This window comes from Rhizobium sp. YIM 134829 (assembly GCF_046546455.1).
Genome location: NZ_JBKHKI010000003.1, coordinates 81,666 through 99,939 on the forward strand (window position 1 = coordinate 81,666; position 18,274 = coordinate 99,939).

Sequence of the window (18,274 nt, forward strand, 5' to 3'; positions counted from 1 at the left end):
GCCGGCGTCGTCAGACTGTTGCTTCGGGATCGATATCCACATTCGCCTCGGCCGTATCGGCCTTGCGCGGCACCTCGGTCGAGCCTTCCGCCCGGTCGCGATAGAGCGCGGCCTGGCTGAGCAGGGTCAGCGAGACAGGCGTGGTCAGCACCACGAAGAGGATGATCAGCACCTCATGCAGGATGAAGCGGCTCTGCAGCACCAGGAAGGTGAGCATGGAGGCCAGCGAGATCAGCACCACGCCACCGCTGGTCGCGAGCGTCGGCGCATGGATGCGCTCGTAGAAGCTCGGCAGGCGCAGGAGGCCGAGCGCGCCGACGAAACTGAACAGAGCGCCGGCAAGCAGCAGAAGACAGACCGGAATGGCGGCCCAGAGCGGCAGGTCGAGGATCGTCGTCATTCGATCACCTCGCCGCGCATCAGGAACTTGGCAAAGGCGATGGTGGAGACGAAGCCGAGCAGGCCGATCGTCAGCGCCGCCTCGAAATAGAGCGTGTTGGCGGTGCGGATCGCGAAGGTGATCAGCATCAGCATGCCGGTGATATAGAGCGCGTCGAGCCCGAGAATGCGGTCCTGCGCGCGTGGACCCCTGACCATGCGCACCAAGGCGCAGAGCATGGCGGCGCCAATCAGGATCTGAGAGAGGAGAATCGACCAGATGATGAAGAGCTCGGTCATTCAAAGATCTCCTTCAGAAGCCGCTCGTAGCGGTCGGTGACGATCGCCTGCCAGTCCTTGCCGTCGCCCGTGTCGAGCACATGCATGAGCAGGAGATGGGTGCGCCGGTCATATTCGATCCAGGCCGTGCCCGGAGCGGTGGTGAGGAAGATCGAGAGCAGCGCGATGGCATTCTCGTCGTGAAGCGTCAGCCGCAGCGTCACGAAGCTCGACTGGGTGATCGGCCTGCGCCGGCGCAGCAGCGTGCGGAAGACGGTGAGGTTCGACTGGGCGATATCGACGACCAGCGTGCCGAACAGCCGGAACGCCGCTCCGATCCGTCGCAGCCGCGACTTGTGCGGCGTCAGATTGGTCATCGCCCAGGCAAGCGAGATGGCGAGAATGCTGCCGAGCACGATCGCGCCCGGGGAGACGGACTGGTTGACGAGCAGCCAGAAGGCGAGCAGCGAGAGCGAGAGCAGCGGGAAGGGGAACCAGTAGCGCATCACCGAGCCTCTTCCGGAAGATTCGCAGGCTCGAGCACCCGGTTGATATAGCCCTGCGGCACGTCGATCGCGCGGGCGGTGGCCGTCAGGTATCGCAGCGTCGGCCCGGCCTCCAGCGTCAGGAACAGGCAGGCGCTCAGCAGCACCAGCACCGGTGTGATCTCGATCAGCCGGACCCGCGGGATCGTGCCTTCGATCGAGGTCCAGAAGGTGCGGATGCCGACGCGGGTCATGGCGATCAAGGTTGCGAGGCCGGAGAGGATGATGAGCGCGGTGAAGCCCCATTCCCGTCCGCCAAGGATCGGCCGGCTGGTGTCGTCGCCGGTGAAGAGACCGTGCAATAGCGCGAACTTGGCGAGGAACCCGGAGAGCGGCGGCAGGCCGGCCATCAGCATGGCGCAGGCAACGAAGCAGAGGCCGAGGACCGCCAGCGTTCCCGGAACGGCGGTCGAGATCTCCTGCTCGAGCTGGTCTTCGTCGATCTCGCCATAGGCCTCCATCGTCACCGCCAACACGTCTGCGCCAGCGTCCCGCGCGCGATCGACCAGTTCGATCAGGAGGAAGAAGGCGGAGATGCCGAGCGTGGAGGAGAGGAGATAGAAGAGCATGCCCGGCAGAACAGCCGACTCATTCAAGCCGATGGCGGCCATCAGCGAACCGGAGGAGACGAGCACATAATAGCCGGCGAGCCGCCCCATGGCCTGCGACGCAAGCACGCCGATCGTTCCGAAGGTGATGGTGGCGAGCCCGCCATAGAGCAGCACGTCCTGTCCGAAACCTTCCGAAGCGCCGGCTGCATTGCCGAAGAGCAGGACGGAGAGGCGGAGCAGTATATAGACGCCGACCTTGGTGAGGATGGCGAAGATGGCAGCGACCGGCGGCACGGCCGCGGAATAGGCGGCTGGCAACCAGAAACCGAGCGGCCACATGCCGGCCTTGACGAGGAAGGCGACGCCGAGCACCGCCGCACCGGTTTGCATCAGCATGCGGTTCTCGGCGCTCAAGTCGGGAATGCGCAGCGCCAGATCGGCCATGTTCAGCGTTCCCGCCGCGCCATAGATCAGCGCCACGCCGATGAGGAAGAGCGAGGAGGCGGCGAGATTGACGGCGATATAATGCAGCCCTGCCTTGACGCGGGCCGGCCCCGAACCATGCAGCAGGAGGCCATAGGAAGCGGCGAGCATGATCTCGAAGAAGACGAAGAGATTGAACAGATCCCCGGTCAGAAAGGCGCCGTTGATGCCGACCAGCATGAACTGAAACAGCGAATGGAAGTGGAAGCCCGCCTTGTGCCAGCGGGCCATGGCAAACATCTGTGCGGCAAGCGCCATCAGCGTCGTCAGTGCGATCATCACCGCCGACAGCCGGTCGAGCACCAGCACGATGCCATAGGGCGCCGGCCAGTTGCCGAGGCGGTAGACCAGGCTGCTGCCATCAACCGCCGTCGCGGCAATCGTCATCAGCGTGATGGCGATCAGGAACAGGATCAGGCTCGAGACGAAGGCGATCGTCCCCTTCATCATCCGGTTTCGGTCGTTGAGCGGGATCAGCGCCGCCGCCGTGACGAAGGGCAGGAGGATCGGCGCGATGATCAGATGGCTTGCCCAGCTCATCGCCCCTCCCGCCCGTCGACGTGGTCGTTGCCGGTCAGGCCGCGCGAGGCGAGCAGGACGACGAGGAAGAGCGCGGTCATGGCGAAGCCGATGACGATGGCGGTGAGCACCAGCGCCTGCGGCAGCGGATCGGTATGGGTGAGAAGTCCGCCGGCGCCGCCCTTTTCGAGGACCGGCGGTGCATCGACGCGCAGCCGCCCCATGCCGAAAATGAAGAGATTGACCGCATAGGAGAGCAGCGCCAGGCCGATCACGACCTGATAGGTGCGCGGGCGGAACAAGAGCCAGACGCCCGAGGCGGTGAGTACGCCGATGCCGGCGGAAAGAACAAGTTCCATCAGCGCAGATCCTTGGACAGGCGGGCACTGCGCATGTTGGCCCGCGTGGTGCGTACCGACTGGTGGGCGAGCGCAATCAAGATCAGCACGGTGGCACCGAGCACCAGCGAAAAGACGCCGAGATCGAAGAGAATGGCGCTCGCCAGCGGTACCTCGCCGACGATCGGTAGATGCGCATAGCGCGAATGGGAGGTGAGGAAGGGATAGCCGAAGATCCAGGAGCCGAGCCCCGTTGCGGTCGATACAAGCAGGCCGATGCTCATCCAGCGCAAGGGGTGGATGCGCAGCCGCTCCTCCACCCAGCGCGTGCCGCCCGCCATATATTGCAGGATGAAGCCGATCGACATGGCAATGCCGGCCGCAAAGCCGCCACCCGGCAGATCATGGCCGCGGAAGAACAGGAAGGCGGCGAACATGCCGATGACCGGGAACATCCAGCGCATGACGACGCTCGGGACGAAGAGATATTCGTCAACGCTCTCGCCGCTCGTCCGGTCCGGGTGCTTGTCGTCGAAGGCATTCTGGATGCGCTGCTGCTCCGGCGCGCCCAGGCTCTCCTCCGCCGGGCGGAAGCGCAGGAGCAGGGCAAAGACGGTGAGCGCGACGATGGCGAGCACGGCGATCTCGCCGAAGGTGTCGAAGCCGCGGAAATCGACGAGCGTCACGTTAACGACATTGGTCCCCCCGCCTTCCGAATAGGCACGTTCCAGGAAGAAGCTGGAGATGGTTTCCGGCACGGGCCTCGTCATCACCGTGTAGGAGATCAGCATCATGCCGACGCCTGCCACCACGGCGACGCCCAGGTCCCTCAAGCGGCGCATGCGCACCGCGAAGGTCATGTCGGCCGGCTCATCGGTCTCGAAGCGCTTGGGCAGCCAGCGCAGCCCGAGCAGGATCAGGACGGTGGTGACAATCTCGACCAGGAGCTGGGTGACGGCGAGATCCGGCGCGGAGAGCCAGATGAAGGTAATGCAGGTGACGAGCCCGGCTCCGCCGAGCAGAATGAGCGCCGCCAGCCGGTGGAACTTCGCCTGATAGGCAGCCCCGATCGAACAGGCGATGCCGATCGCCCAAAGCAGCGCGAAGGCCGGGTCGATGTTGCGCAGCACGAAGGGCGCGGGCACGAAGCCCTGCATCAGGAGCGGCGTGGCGCCAGCTGCGACGGAGACGAACAGAAGCACCCGCAATTGCGGCTGCAGGCGGCGCGTGCCGGCATGAGACTCGATCCAGCGCGCCCATTTCCAGGAGACCGTGACCAGCACCCGCTCGAAGATGCGCTGTCCTTTCAGCTGGCGGAAATAGGGCGGACCCTCGACGCTGGTGTTCAGATAGCCGCGCATCAGCATGTAGAGGCCGATGCCGCCGATCAGCGCGAAGATGCTCATGAAGAGCGGCAGGTTCCAGCCGTGCCAGACGGACAGGCTGTAGGGCGGCGTCTGTGCGCCGAGCACGGAGATGACGGCTGTGTGCAGGAAGGGCCCGACGGTCAGCCCCGGAATGATGCCGACCAGCAGGCAGGCGAAGACCAGGAACTCGACCGGCGCCCGCATGAAATGCGGCGGCTCGTGCGGGCTCTTCGGAAGGTCGGTCGCCTCCGGCCCGAAAAAGACGGCATAGATGAAGCGCAGCGAATAGGTGACCGAGAAGAGGCTCGCCAGCGTCGCGACATAGGGGGTCACCGTGTCGAGCAGATTGATCTGGTGGGTCTCGATCGCTTCGGCGAAGAACATTTCCTTGGAGAGGAAGCCGTTGAGCAGCGGCACGCCGGCCATGGCCGCGCTCGCCACCATGGCGAGCGTTGCGGTGATCGGCATGTGTCTGAGCAGCCCGCTCAGGCGCCGCATGTCGCGCGTCCCGGTCTCATGGTCGATGATGCCGGCGGCCATGAACAGCGAGGCCTTGAAGGTCGCGTGGTTCAGCGTGTGGAAAATGGCGGCGACGGCAGCGAGCGGGCTACCGAGGCTGAGCAGCGTGACGATGAGACCCAGATGGCTGATGGTCGAATAGGCAAGCAGGCCTTTGAGATCCTGCTGGAAGATCGCGAAGAAGGCGCCGAGCAGCAGGGTGCTGAGCCCCGCCAGCCCGACGATCCAGAACCAGCTCTCCGTGCCGGCCATGACCGGCCAGAAGCGGGTGAGCAGGAAGATGCCGGCCTTGACCAGCGTGGCCGAGTGCAGGAAGGCCGAGACTGGGGTCGGCGCGGCCATGGCATGCGGCAGCCAGAAGTGGAAGGGAAACTGCGCGCTCTTGGTCAGCGCACCGAGCAGGATCAGCACCAGGATCGGCAGGTAGAGCGGATGGGAGCGGATCGTATCGCCCGAGGCCAGCACCACGTCCAGATCATAGCTGCCGACCACATGGCCGATCAGCATCAGCCCGACGAGCAGGCAGAGCCCGCCGGTCCCGGTAATCGTCAGCGCCATGCGCGCACCCTCGCGCGCCGCGGCATTCTGGTGCCAGTAGCCGATCAGCAGGAAGGAGACGATGCTGGTCAGTTCCCAAAAAATGGCAAGCAGGATCAGGTTGCCGGAGACCACCAGGCCCAGCATCGCGCCCATGAAGGCGAGGAACAGCGAGAAGAAACGCGGCACCGGGTCGCTCGCCGACATGTAGTAGCGGGCATAGACGACAACGAGCAGGGCGATGGCGCTGATCAGGCCGCTGAAGAGCCAGGCGAAGCCATCCATTCTCAGGGTGAGATTGAGCCCCGCTTCCGGCATCCAGGCAAGATCGACCTTCAGCACGCGGCCGTCGATCACGAACACATAGAGCGCAGAGGTGATCGCCAGGCAGAGGAAGGCGACGATGCCCGCAAACCAGGCGGAGGCATGTCCCTTGTCCCTCGGAATGGCGATGGCGACGAGGCTCCCGGCGAAGGGGGCCGCGACGAGAAGCATGAGAAGGGTCTGCGCGATGTCGATCGGTCCGGATCCTGCTGGCTGTCGGGTTTCAGTCCCGCCTTGGCGGTGGCGGGGAAGCGGCGTGGCGATCGCCCGTGCTCGGCGCTCCGTGACGCGCTTCGCATGATTTATGAAGGCTTTGGAGGCGGCTGCCAACCCGCAAGGCCGGATATAAAGGCTTGAGCCTGCAGATCTACCCTCACATTCGACGTGACTGAAACGAAGCATGTCTGGACGCGCGTCCGGACATGTTTTGATACGTACCGGCTGCGCCCAGCGGCTGGCTTTTGCCGGTCGCCCCATTATGATCTGCATCATGGACCCGCTGCCGCATATTCTCGTCGTCGATGACGATCCCGAAATCCGACGGCTGCTCGGTCGCTATCTCGATGGCCAGAATTTTCGCGTGAGCCTCGCCGGCAGCCGGGCCGAATGCGAGACGCGTCTGGCGGAATCGCGTGTCGATCTGCTGGTGCTCGACGTCATGCTGCCGGATGGCTCCGGCCTCGATCTCTGCCGCAGCCTGCGGGACCGCATGCCGCAGCTCTCGATCATTCTGCTCACGGCCCTCAAGGAGGATGTCGACCGCATCCTCGGACTGGAATTCGGCGCGGATGATTATCTCGGCAAGCCGTTCAATCCGCGTGAGCTTGCGGCACGCATCCGCGCCGTGCTGCGGCGGGGGCGGAGCGAGCCGCAACCTGTCGCGGAGCGGCGCTATGCCTTTGCCGGCTATGTCGCCGATATCGAGATGCGGACGGTAATCGCGCCCGACGGGCGCGATGTGGACCTGACCGGTGGCGAGTTCGAACTGTTGCTCGTGCTCCTGCAGCGTCCAGGCCGCATCCTGTCGCGGGAAGCTCTGCTCGACCTGACGCAGGGCCGTTCGGCCGACCCCTTCGACCGGTCGATCGACATTCTGGTCAGCCGGCTGCGCCGCAAGCTCGGTGATGACAGCGCCTTCAACATCCTGAAGACGATCCGCAACAAGGGCTACCAGCTTTCGGTACCGGTCGAGAGGGTATCCTGACATGCCGATGCTGTCGCTGCGCACCCGCTTCACAGGCCTGCTGGTGGCCGCCGTGCTCTTCGTCATGGTGACCGCCGCCTTCGTGACGGCAACCATCCTCGCCAAGCCGCCGGAGGCGCTCTTCGACCTTGCCATGGCCGAAAAGGCGGAAATGGCCCGCCTCCTGCTCGACAGCGACCCGACTGCCGCCACCCGGCTCGCCATCCCTATTCGTGCGACGCCACCTTCGGTGGTCATCGACCGGGAATTGACCGATCGGGTCCAGCGTCAGGCAGAGGCGCGCGGCTACTCGGTCGACCTGCTGATTGCGCGCAGCGGCCGGACCATGGGCCGCGACCTTGCCATCCAGCTCAAGGACGGGCGCTGGGCCCTGCTCGGCAACCCCGGCCGCGCCGCCTTTCCATTGAAGCCGCTGACCGCCTATCTGACGCTGGTGGCGCTGGGCGTGCTCGGCGTGGCGATCTATGCAAGCGCGGTCATGCTGCGTCCGCTGCGGCTCTTGGAGGACACGACTGCGGCGATCAGCGCCGACGGCAAGATCCCGCGCATCGAGGAGACGGGGCCGATCGAGGTGCGGACCACGGCGCAAACCATCAATCGGCTGGCGGCCCGCCTGAATGCCGCGATCTCCAGCCGCATGCGGCTTGTCGCTGCAGCCGGTCACGATATGCGCACACCCCTCACCCGGATGCGGCTGCGGGCCGAGTTCGTCGGCGATGCGGAAGAGCGAGCCTTGTGGCTGAAGGATCTGGAAGAGCTCGACCAGATCGCCGACAGCGCCATCCGCCTCCTGCGCGAGGAGATGGGGCCGGGGCTGCGCGAAACGATCGCGCTCGATCCGCTGCTCGAGGATGTCGTGAACGAGCTGGTGGAGATCGGCCTGCCGGTCCGTCTTGGCCAGGTGGATACGGTGGAGCTGACCGCTTCGCCTTTCGCGCTGAAGCGCGCGCTGCGCAATCTCATCGTCAACGCGGCCACCCATGGCGGCGGGGCGGAGGTGAGCCTGGAGGCCCGGGACGAGGAGGCCGTGCTCTCGATCGTCGATGAAGGGCCGGGCATTCCCGAACATCTGCTCGGCCGCGTCTTCGAGCCCTTCTTCCGCGTCGATGGCGCGCGGCGCAAGTTGCTGCCGGGCGCCGGCCTCGGCCTGGCGATCGCCCGCGAGATCATCGGCAACCAGTTCGGCAGCGTCTCCATCGCCAATCGGCCGGGCGGCGGCCTGCAGCAGACCGTACGCCTGCGCCGCACGACCAAGGCCGCATGAAGAGCGGGGAGCGGCCGGGGCTTCCTGTCGCAGGCAGTCGCACGCGCGACGCTGTCGCGTGTCGCCTGCCGCACCATGGCACGCTAAGAGCGGGCGGTTGATGCGCGCGGCGCGGCAGTGGCAGGAGAATCAGTGTGAGCGACCAAATCATTGTGACGGCGGGGCCCTTCCGCTTCGAGGCACGGCTGGAAAGCCAGGCTGCGCCGAAGACGGTGGCGGCGATCCGGCGCCTGCTGCCCTATCGGCAGAAGATCATCCATGTGCGCTGGAGCGGCGAGGGGCTGTGGATCCCGCTCGGCGACGAGGATTTCGGCGTCGGCTATGAGAATGCCACCAGCTTCCCGGCACCGGGGCAGATGCTGCTTCATCCAGGCAGCGTCAGCGAAACGGAGATGCTGCTCGCCTATGGCGGTGTCCGCTTCGCCTCCAAGGTCGGCCAGCTCGCCGGCAATCACTTCCTGACCATCACCTCAAATCTCGAGGATCTGCCGAAGCTCGGCAAGCTGGCACTCTGGGAAGGGGCCCAGCCGCTGCTGCTCTCCGCCGCCTGAACCAGGCCTTCAGCGCAAAAGAAAAGCGCCGGTCCGCGGAGGCGGCCGGCGCTTTCGATGTTCGACGACAGAGTTTACTTGCTGGCGACTTCGACCGAAGAGCCACCGCCGATCGCAACGTTGAGCGCCACGTAGTTGGCAGCAAGGCTGCGGATGGCTGCGGCCAGCTGGATCCGCGACTGCGACAATGTCCGTTCGGCATCGAGAACGTCGAGCAGCGAGGTGGCGCCGCCGCGATAGCTTTCGCGCGCCAGGCCGAGCGCCTGTTCATACGAGGTGACCAGGCGGCGAAGGGCAGCGACGGTCTCGTAATTCTTGCGCAAAGCGATCAGGGCGTTTTCCACATCCTCGATCGCATCCAGCACCGTCTGTTTCCAGGTCAGGTATTGCTGCTGCGCGGCCGAGCGATTGGCTGCGACCTGAGCCCGGCGCTCTCCGCCATTGAAGATCGGAATGTCGAGCGTCGGACCGAAGCCCCAGCTCGTCAGATTGCCGGTGGCCGTGTCGCCGAAGGTGCGCGAGGCGTTGATCGAGCCGCTGAGCGACAAGCTTGGATAGAGCCGGGCTTCCGCAACGCCGATCTGGGCCGTGGCAGCCGCCAGGCGACGCTCCGCTGCGCGAATGTCCGGACGGTTGCGCACGAGATCGGCGGGGATGCCGATCTTCGTGTCATAGCGCGGCCAGGGCTGCGCCGTGCCGCGCGTCAGTTCCGCGGTCACGGAATTGGCCGGCAGGCCGAGCAGGGTGGCGATGTGGTTGGCCGCCTGGCGGAAGCCGGTCTCGTAGGCCGGTAGTTCCGCAAGCGTCGAGTTGACGAGGCCCTCGGCCTGGACGACGTCGAGGCTTGAGGCTGCGCCAGCGGTACGGATGTCATTGGTGAGCTTCAGCGTCTCGCGGCGCGAGGACAGGCTAAGCTTGGCCAGCGCCAAGGCCTCCTGATTGTAGCGCGCATCGATATAGGATGTCACGAGATCAGAGAGATAGGCGAGCCGCGCGACATTGATGTCGTTATAGGCCGCATCGAGCGAGGCATTGGCCGATTCGCGGGCGCGGCGATACTGGCCGAACAGGTCGATCAGCCAGGATGCGTCGCCGCCAGCCGACAGAGACTTGGTCTCCGTATGGCTGACGCCCGACTGGCGGCGCAGATAGGAGCCGTCCGACCCCTGGACATTGCCATCGGCCGAAGCGTTGACCTGCGGCAGGCCACCGGCGCCGGCGATCACCACATTGGCGCGAGCCTCGTTGATTCGCTCGAGCGACTGCAGAACGTCGAGGTTCTGGTTCATGCCCTGGGCGACGAGGCTGTCGAGCCGCTTGTCGCGGAAGGCCTGCCACCACGGATTGAGCGTCACATTGCCGGCCGGGGTCTCGCTCTTGGAGAACTTCGCAGGCACAAGTGGCGGCGGAACTTGATAATTCGGTCCAACGACGCAACCGGACAAAAGAAGCATGCTCAAGGGCAGGAGGGCGTTTGCAATCTTCATAACAGTCCCCATCCAACCGTGCCACGCGGTCGGGTAACGATTGATTCACCATGCCGTCTTAGCAGGTTCGTGACGCTAAGCGAGACCTGGTTCGAAAAAATGAGGGCCATCCGCAATTTGCCCTGCAGAGTGTTTCCTCTACGCCACGCTTGCCTAGCCGGTAACCATGAGAGAATACTTCAAATCATTGTTAAAATTTGATTAACATCTCTGCGACTTCGGTCCGATTTTAACCTTTCAGGCGGATTTTGCCTGCTGAGCCTGTGCATAAGCCAGGAACTCGTCGGCGCTCATCGGTCGGGCCAGCGCGTATCCCTGCAAGGCATCGCAACCAAGGGTACGCAAAAGTTGCACGTGAGCGGTGGTCTCGACACCTTCGGCGATCACCTCGATGCCCAGGGTCTTGCCGATCTCGACGATCGAGGAGACGAGACGACGCTGGCGCGGCGCTTCCAGCATCGGCGTCACGAGCTTGCGGTCGATCTTCAGCCGCCGTGGCGTCAGCTTCAGCAGGCTGGTGATCGAGGCATAGCCGCTGCCGAAGTCGTCGATCTCGATATCGATCCCGAGAGCCTTGATGGCGGCGACATTGTTCAGCAGCAACCGGTCGTCCTCGTCGAAGAAGATCGATTCGAGGAGTTCGAAGGAGAGGCGGCCGCGCGGCAGGGGCAGGGCGGCCAGGCGTTCGGCCAGATGCTCGTCGCTCAGCCGCGCCCTCGAGATATTGACCGAAATTTTCGGCACGACCACGCCCATCATGTCCCAGCGCCGCGCCTGGTCCAGCGTCTGTTCGAGAATGCGCTCGTCGATCTTGGCGACAACATTGATGCTTTCGGCCGTCTTGAGAAAGCTGCTCGGCGTCAGCAGGCCGCGCGTCGGATGCCGCCAGCGCGCCAAGGCCTCGACACCGGTGACCGTCAGCGTCTGTGGGCAAAACTGCGGCTGGTAGAAGGCGATGAAGTCATCATTGTCGAGGGCGCGCAGGATGTCGTCAGCCGTGCGCCGGGTGACGAGAGCAGCGACCTTGAGCGTCGGGCTGAAGATTTCGGCCCGGTTTCGCCCGCGGCGCTTCGCCTCGTAGAGAGCCAGATCCGCGTCGATGAGCAGCTGCCCGAGCGGCTGGCCTTGTTCGTGATGCGCAAGACCGATGGAGACGGTGAGGCGGATTTCCTGTCCTTCCCAAAGCATCGGCTCTGCCATGGCTTCCAGGATTTCGCGCGCCAGCGATTCGCTCTCGGCCGGACCGGCGCCGCGCCGCAGGATCAGGAACTCGTCGCCGCCGATCCGCCCCACCGTATCGAGCGGACCGGCCAGGGCGGTCAGAATGCGCGCCGTATGGCAGAGGACGGCATCGCCCGCGGCATGGCCGCCAGTGTCGTTGATGTCCTTGAACCGGTCGAGATCGATATGGAGGAGGGTGAGCGGTGTTGCAGGCTCCGGCGACTGCGCCAGGAGCTGGTCCAGCGCGCGGCGATTTGTGAGCCCCGTCAGCGAATCATGCAGTGCATTGAATTCCATCTGCCGGCGGGCGCGTTCGATTTCCTCGCTCTGGGCCACCGCCCGGCGGCGGGCCTCGTCGAGCCTCTCGGTCTTTTCCGTCTCGGCCGTCACATCCCAGTTGACTCCGACCATGATCCGCCCGTGCCGGGCGCTCGGATCGAGCGTGCCGACCGCCCTTATATGGCGCAGGCGACCATCCTCGGTGCGGATGCGGAACCGGGTCTGGAAACTCTGATTGGTCACCAGCGCATCGGTGAGCGCCGCGCGGGCTGCCGCCAGGTCATCGGGAAGCAGCATGCCCTCCCAGGTCGGCAGAGTCGGCTGAAAGTCGGCGGGCTGGCCATAGAGTTCGCGCATCTTGGCATCCCAGATCATCGTGCCGCGATCGATATCCAGCTCCCAGATTCCGGTCTGCGAGCTGGAGAGCGCCAAGCCGAGGCGATACGACAGGGCCTGCAGCCGCGCCTGGCTGAGGCGCAGCACGCCCAGCGTCGTCTGGCGATTCTGCAGGAGCAGGCTGGTGACGAAAGTCGGCACGACCACCAGCAGGCCGGCGAGCACGAGGAGCATGCGCACGATCGGCTGATTGGGCGGGGGCGTATCCCAGCCATTCTTCGGAAGAGCGCGGATCGTCCAGTTGCCGCCAGGCAGGTCGATCGTCATCGCCACCGGATCGCTGGCGGCAAGCGTCGGCTCGCCGAAGAAGACATCGTCGGCCTTGCCATCGCGCCCGGCGATGGCGATGTCGATCGTCGGGGAGGAGAGCAGACCGGCGTCGCGGTAGATGTCCTCGATGTCCAGCACGCCGGAGAGAATGCCGGTCACGCTGCGGGTACCGGCGGTGTCCGCGGAGAAAAGCGGATAGCGCGCCACCAGCCCGACGCCGCCTTGGCGAAGCGCCAGGGGCCCCGCCACCACCAGCCGCTCTTCATCGCGCACCCGCATGGCCACCGCGCTCTGGCGTGGATCGGTGCGATAGTCGAGCCCGAGCGCCGCCCGGTTGGCTTCGGCGGGGTAGACTTCGGAGACCACGAAGCCCGGCGCATAGGCGAGCGAGCGCAGATGCCCACCGTCACGGAAGACGGCTTCGGCCAGCCGTTCGAACTGACCGGGCTTGGCGGCGGGCTCTGCGCTCATCGCCGCGGCGATGCCGCGCAGAAGTTGGATGTCGGTGTTGATCGCAATTTCGAGCGAGGAGCGGATCGGTTCGAGCTCAGAGGCGACGGCGGCGCGCAGCTGGCTTCGGTTGAGCGCGCGGTTCTGCAGGTCGGCGAGAAGCGCAGCCGCGATCACGATCAGCAAGACCAGCAGCGTCGGGAGGAACGCCAGAGCGAGACCGCGCGGCGTGCCCTTGTTCTCCCCCGTCGGTGCGGAACCGTTGTCCATTCTTTTTCCCGTCCGCGTCTAAACGTTCGTGGATACTGACGAATGGATCTTAAGATTCCGTCTTGACCGGGTCTCTCAATCGACGGGTTCGGCGCTGGCGATCATCGCGACCAGGGTCTCCAGCCGGTCGGCGTCGCGTGGCAGTTTGTCCTGGCGCAGCCGGGCGATGCGAGGAAAGCGCATGGCGACGCCCGACTTGTGCCGGCTCGAAAACGCGATGCCCTCGAAGGCGATCTCCAGCACGAACCCATGATCCGCCTCTGCCCGCACGGCGCGCACCGGGCCGAAGCGCTCGGTGGTGTTGTTGCGGACATAGCGGTCGAGCACTTCGAGTTCGGCATCGGTGAAGCCGAAATAGGCCTTGCCGACCGGAACCAGCATGTCGCCCTTCTCGCCCTCGGTCCAGACACCGAAGGTAAAGTCGGAATAGTAGCTGGACCGCTTGCCATGGCCGCGCTGGGCATACATCAGCACCGCATCGATATTGTAGGGCTCACGCTTCCACTTGAACCAGGGTCCCTTCATCCGCCCGGCGGTATAGGGACTGTCCTTGCGCTTGAGCATGATGCCCTCGATCACCGGATCGGGCGGGGTGGCGCGCAGCCGGTCGAGCTCTTCCCAGGAGGAGAAGGGCACGAGCGGCGACAGGTCGAAATGCAGCGGCGATGTGCCCTCGATCAGGGCCGTGAGCGCGGCGCGGCGCGTTTCGAAGCTTTCCGGGCGCATGTCGCGGTCGCCGTCAAAAAGCAGGTCATAGCCGCGCACGAAGGCCGGATAGTCCTCGATGGTCTTGCGCGTCACCGCCTTGCGGTTCAGCCGCTGCTGCAGGTCGGAGAAGGTGCGCGTCGCCTGGTTGGAGCGCAGCGTTCCGCCGACCAGCAGCTCGCCGTCGATCACGCCCTCGAAATCGATCGCGTCGAGCACATCCGGGAAGGCGCCGGAAATATCGTCGCCGCTGCGGGAATAGAGCCGGCGCGTGCCCGCGAGGTTGGCGAGCTGCACGCGAATGCCGTCCCATTTCCATTCGGCGACGAAATCGGCGGGATCGAGCCCGTCGAGGTCCTTGTCGCCGACCGGGGTTGCCAGCATCACGGAATGGAAGACGGCCGGCATGGTCAGCGCCGGTCGGCCGGTATGGCCCTCCAGCCAGGCGAAAAGCTCGACATAGGGCGGCAGCATGCCGTGCCAGAGCGTTTCGATCTCCGCCACGTCGACGCTGCCGAGCTCGGCCAGCGCCTGCTTGACCAAGCGCGCCGAGACGCCGATGCGCATCGAGCCGGTGATGAGCTTCAGGAAGGCGAAGCGCGAGGAGCCGTCCAGCCTATCCAGCAGACCACGCACCAGGCTGCGCACATCGGCCCGCCCGACCGTTTGCAGCTGCTTGACGATCGCGCCGAGCGAGAGATCGCCGAGCTCGGCATCGTCGGGCTCCGTGCCATCCCAGACGAGCGAAATCGTCTCGGCGAGGTCGCCCACATAGTCGTAGGAATATTGAAACAGCACCGGGTCCATCCGCTCCAGCATCAGCTGGCGCAGCAGGTTGGGCTTGACGGTGGAGAGGCTCAAGTCCCCGGCGAGGGCTGCCAGCGCGTAGCCGCGGTCGGGGTCCGGCGTGGTGCGGAAGTAATCGGCGAGCAGGCGGATCTTGGCGTTGCGCTGCGGGGTGAGGACCAGGCGGTCGATGAGCTCGGCAAAGGCGTGCATGGCTCATTCTCCCTCGTCGTCATAGCCGACGAGATGCAGCGGCCGCGCGCGGATGCCTTCCAGCTCGCACCAGCGCACCAGCGCCTCCTCGCGCCCATGGGTCACCCAGACCTCGCTTGGGCGGATCTCGCGGATCGTGTCGGTCAGCTCGGCCCAGTCGCAATGGTCGGAAATGATCATCGGCAGCTCGACGCCGCGCTGGCGGGCGCGCTGGCGCACCAGCATCCAGCCGGAGGCGAAGATCGACACCGGATCGGGAAAGCGCCGCGCCCATTTGTCGGCGAAGGCGGAGGGCGGGCCGATGACCACGGCCCCGGCAAAGGTCGCCTTTTCGCCGGCCTTGATGGTTGCGGGCCGCAGCTCGCCGAGGTCGATTCCCTGCGAGACATAGTAGTCGCAAAGCTTGGCCAGCGCGCCGTGAATATAGATCGGCTCGTGATATCCAGCTTCGCGCAGCAGGGCGATCACCCGCTGCGCCTTGCCGAGCGCGTAAGCGCCGACCAGATGGGCGCGCTCGGGAAACTGACGCAGCGAGGTCAGCAGCTTGCCCACTTCGCCGCGATCATCCGGATGGTGGAAGACCGGCAGGCCGAAGGTCGCCTCGGTGATGAAGACATCGCAGGGCACCGGCTCGAAGGGCAGGCAGGTGAGATCGCGCCGCCGCTTGTAGTCGCCCGAGACCACGATGCGGGTGCCGCCCGCCTCGACCGCAATCTGCGCCGAGCCGAGGCAATGGCCAGCCGGGTGGAAGCTGACGCGCACATCGCCGATGCTCTGCGTCTCGCCGAGCACCGCTTCCTGCGCCGTGCCGCAGAACTCCGCGCCATAACGGATTGCCATGATCTCCAGTGTCTGGCGTGTGGCCATGACATGGGTGTGCCCGGAGCGCGCATGGTCGGCATGGCCGTGGGTGATCAGCGCCCGTTCGACCGGCTGCACCGGATCGACATAAAAGCCGCCCGCCTCGCAGAACAGGCCCTTGGGGGTCGGATAGAGCAGGGTGTCGGGTCTCATAGATCGAGACATAGCCGATGCGATGCCACGCGCCAGAGCCGGCCGCGGGATTCTTTCGCGCCTCTCAGCCTGGACGGCGGGAGAGCGTCTCGTCGATCAGCGCCAGAACCGCAGCAGAATCGATGCCGGTGCAGACAGACTGGCTCGGCAGTCCGTCCCAGGCGCTCGGCGGGAAGCTGCGGCTGTCCGGCTTCTGGATCGTCTGGCCATCGGCAATGCCGCCGCAGACCGTGCGGATCGCGCCGTGGCGGAGCGTGAAGAGCTCCGGCGCCACCACATAGACGCAGGCGCAGCTGTCATGCACCACCATGCCATCCTCGACGAGGCGGCCGTAAAAATCGATGTAGAAATCGGAGATGCGGGCCAGCAGTGCCGGCCGCTCGCCGCCGCGTTCCGCAATGGCGGCGAGCTGGCTGCGGCTCATCACCGTCTGCATCGTCACATCCAGACCGACCGCCACGACCGGCCAGGCCGCACCGAAGACGATATCGGCGGCTTCAGGATCGCCGTGGATATTGGCTTCCGCCGCGGGGGTGATGTTGCCCGGCACATCGAAGGCGCCGCCCATGATCACCACCTGCTTAACCAGCGTCGCGATCTGCGGATCGTCGTTCAGGGCGCGTGCGAGATTGGTCATGCGGCCGACGGCGACGAGGGTGATCTCGCCCGGATGGGCGCGGATCGTATCGATGAGGAAGCGGTGGGCGGGGCGGGGATCGGGGCTGCCCGTCACCGTCTGCGGCACGCCGATATTGCCGAGGCCGTCATCGCCATGGATGAAGGTCGGCCAGCCGACATGGGGGCGGGCGGGGTCGATCGTCTCGCCGATCCCCTGCGCCACCGGAGCGGAGATCTGCCACTCCTGCTTCAGGTAGAGCGCATTGCGCGTCGTCGTCTCGATCGCGGCATTGCCGAAGATCGTGGTGATGCCGAGGAGCTCGATCTCCGGATGCTGGTGGAGGAAGAGCAGCGCCATCGCATCATCGACGCCGGGATCCGTATCGAAGATCACCTTGTGCATGGGAAGTCCTTGTGCTCAGCCGCGCTGGAAGCGGCGAATGGAGAAGGGGGCAAGGCCGCGCGCCGTGTCGGGGTCATTGCCGTCGATGAGATCGGCGATCAGCCGGCCGGTGGTGGCCGAGAGCGTGAGGCCGAGATGGCCATGACCGAAGGCCATGGCGATGCGCGGATCGGTCGGGCTGAGGCTGATGACCGGCAGCGAATCCGGCGTGGACGGACGCCGTCCCATCCATTCGATGCCCCCCTCGTCAGTGAGCGCCGAGACATAGCGGCGCATCTTGGTGCGCATGGCGCGGGCACGGGCGAAATTGGCCGGCGCCTCCGGCCGGGCGAGCTCCACCGCCCCGCCGATCCGCAAGGCGCCTTCGAAGGGGCTGGCGACGAAACCGTGGTCGGCGAAGAAGATCGGCATCGGAAGCGTGAAGGGCGGTGTCTCGTAGGTGGTGTTGTAACCACGCTCGGTCTCCAGCAGCACATCGAGCCCGAGGCCGCGCAGCAGCCCACGCGACCAGACGCCTGCGGCGATCACGACCTTGTCGAAGCGGTGCGCCGTGCCGTCGCTGCCAGTGAGGGCCACCCCGCGCCCCTCCGGGCGCACGGCGGTCACCGCCTGTTCAATGATCGAAGCCTCCCGACCGACATGCGCCTGAAGCGCGCGCAGGTAGGTCGTCGGGTGGCGGAAGGTCTGGTAGCCCGAGGAGACGATGCCGCCGGCAAAGGCACCATCGAGCGCCGGAATGCGGGCGCGCACTTCGGCAGCGCTCAGCCGCTCGATCGAAAAGTTGAGCTCCTCGGCCGTCCTGCTTTCATGGCGAAAGGCTGTATCGAGGCTGGCTTCCCGGTCGTAGAGGGTGAGCGCGCCGGTCGCGCGCAGCGGGTCGACGATGCCGGCCAGCCCCGAGAGCGCCCGGTGATCCCCCTCGATCCGGCGCATGAGCGAAATGAGAGCGGTGCGTGTTGACGCAGCTCGCGCCGGGCTTGCCGAGCGGAGGAAGGCGGCAAGCCAGGGGCTGAGCGCCGGCAGGTCGCGCCAGCGAAGGGTGAGGGGACCGAGCGGGTCGATCAGCCAGCGGGGCACCTGGGTCAGCATGTCCGGTCGGGCGATCGGGTCCACCTCCGGCACGGCGAGAATGCCGGCATTTCCCGCCGAGGCCGGAAGGCCGGCAAGGTCCGGCTCGAACAGCGTGACCGCATGACCGCGTTCTGCAAGTGTGGCCGCCACCGCGCATCCGATGATCCCGCCGCCCGCCACGCCGATGCTTGCCATTGTCCTGCCATTCCGCCTGTTTTGATCTGCGTCTCTT

Annotated in this window: 15 protein-coding genes; 3 read left to right on the forward strand and 12 right to left on the reverse strand. The window is 65.7% G+C overall.

The window, feature by feature from the left end; all coding sequences use genetic code 11:
- Positions 1 to 10: 10 nt before the first annotated feature.
- The 6 genes from mnhG to ACLE20_RS07285 are packed head-to-tail and all read right to left on the reverse strand — an operon-like array spanning position 11 to position 6,011.
- Positions 11 to 400 carry a monovalent cation/H(+) antiporter subunit G gene (mnhG, locus tag ACLE20_RS07260; protein ID WP_410939610.1) on the reverse strand — a complete coding sequence of 130 codons (390 nt, stop codon included), beginning with the start codon at positions 398 to 400 and terminating at the stop codon, positions 11 to 13.
- Positions 397 to 678: a K+/H+ antiporter subunit F gene (locus ACLE20_RS07265; protein ID WP_323103484.1), complete on the reverse strand. Its 282-nt coding sequence runs from the start codon at positions 676 to 678 to the stop codon at positions 397 to 399. The genes mnhG and ACLE20_RS07265 overlap by 4 nt, the downstream gene beginning before the upstream one ends.
- Entirely contained in the window at positions 675 to 1,163 is a 489-nt protein-coding gene (locus ACLE20_RS07270; protein ID WP_410939611.1) for a Na+/H+ antiporter subunit E, read from the reverse strand. Before ACLE20_RS07270 ends, ACLE20_RS07265 begins: the two co-directional genes overlap by 4 nt.
- A complete protein-coding gene (locus ACLE20_RS07275) occupies positions 1,163 to 2,776 on the reverse strand; it encodes a monovalent cation/H+ antiporter subunit D (protein WP_410939612.1) in 1,614 nt (537 codons plus the stop codon). Before ACLE20_RS07275 ends, ACLE20_RS07270 begins: the two co-directional genes overlap by 1 nt.
- Positions 2,773 to 3,114: a Na+/H+ antiporter subunit C gene (locus ACLE20_RS07280; RefSeq protein ID WP_410939613.1), complete on the reverse strand. Its 342-nt coding sequence runs from the start codon at positions 3,112 to 3,114 to the stop codon at positions 2,773 to 2,775. Before ACLE20_RS07280 ends, ACLE20_RS07275 begins: the two co-directional genes overlap by 4 nt.
- Positions 3,114 to 6,011, reverse strand: a complete 2,898-nt coding sequence (locus tag ACLE20_RS07285; RefSeq protein WP_410939614.1) for a monovalent cation/H+ antiporter subunit A — start codon at positions 6,009 to 6,011, stop codon at positions 3,114 to 3,116. The genes ACLE20_RS07280 and ACLE20_RS07285 overlap by 1 nt, the downstream gene beginning before the upstream one ends.
- Before the next feature lie 319 nt (positions 6,012 to 6,330).
- On the opposite strand from ACLE20_RS07285, the gene ACLE20_RS07290 reads away from it, so the two are divergent.
- From ACLE20_RS07290 to ACLE20_RS07300, 3 genes are all read left to right on the forward strand, one after another.
- On the forward strand, positions 6,331 to 7,044 hold the full coding sequence (locus ACLE20_RS07290; protein WP_410939615.1) for a response regulator: 714 nt from the start codon (positions 6,331 to 6,333) through the stop codon (positions 7,042 to 7,044).
- Position 7,045: 1 nt separating this feature from the next.
- A complete protein-coding gene (locus tag ACLE20_RS07295; protein WP_410939616.1) occupies positions 7,046 to 8,308 on the forward strand; it encodes an ATP-binding protein in 1,263 nt (420 codons plus the stop codon).
- A gap of 134 nt (positions 8,309 to 8,442) precedes the next feature.
- Positions 8,443 to 8,859, forward strand: coding sequence for a DUF3830 family protein (locus ACLE20_RS07300; protein WP_410939617.1), 417 nt, complete (start codon positions 8,443 to 8,445; stop codon positions 8,857 to 8,859).
- 74 nt (positions 8,860 to 8,933) lie between these two features.
- Here the strand turns inward: ACLE20_RS07300 and ACLE20_RS07305 are convergent, their stop codons facing one another.
- The 6 genes from ACLE20_RS07305 to ACLE20_RS07330 all read right to left on the reverse strand — a co-directional run bounded on the left by ACLE20_RS07305 (position 8,934) and on the right by ACLE20_RS07330 (position 18,237).
- On the reverse strand, positions 8,934 to 10,346 hold the full coding sequence (locus tag ACLE20_RS07305; protein ID WP_410939618.1) for an efflux transporter outer membrane subunit: 1,413 nt from the start codon (positions 10,344 to 10,346) through the stop codon (positions 8,934 to 8,936).
- A gap of 237 nt (positions 10,347 to 10,583) precedes the next feature.
- Entirely contained in the window at positions 10,584 to 13,232 is a 2,649-nt protein-coding gene (locus ACLE20_RS07310) for an EAL domain-containing protein (protein ID WP_410939619.1), read from the reverse strand.
- A gap of 75 nt (positions 13,233 to 13,307) precedes the next feature.
- Positions 13,308 to 14,936 carry a cisplatin damage response ATP-dependent DNA ligase gene (locus ACLE20_RS07315; protein WP_410939620.1) on the reverse strand — a complete coding sequence of 543 codons (1,629 nt, stop codon included), beginning with the start codon at positions 14,934 to 14,936 and terminating at the stop codon, positions 13,308 to 13,310.
- Between the two features lie 3 nt (positions 14,937 to 14,939).
- Positions 14,940 to 15,950, reverse strand: coding sequence for a ligase-associated DNA damage response exonuclease (locus ACLE20_RS07320; protein WP_410939621.1), 1,011 nt, complete (start codon positions 15,948 to 15,950; stop codon positions 14,940 to 14,942).
- Between the two features lie 64 nt (positions 15,951 to 16,014).
- Entirely contained in the window at positions 16,015 to 16,971 is a 957-nt protein-coding gene (locus ACLE20_RS07325) for a nucleoside hydrolase (RefSeq protein WP_410939622.1), read from the reverse strand.
- 15 nt (positions 16,972 to 16,986) lie between these two features.
- Positions 16,987 to 18,237, reverse strand: coding sequence for an NAD(P)/FAD-dependent oxidoreductase (locus ACLE20_RS07330; protein ID WP_410939623.1), 1,251 nt, complete (start codon positions 18,235 to 18,237; stop codon positions 16,987 to 16,989).
- Between the last annotated feature and the right edge of the window lie 37 nt (positions 18,238 to 18,274).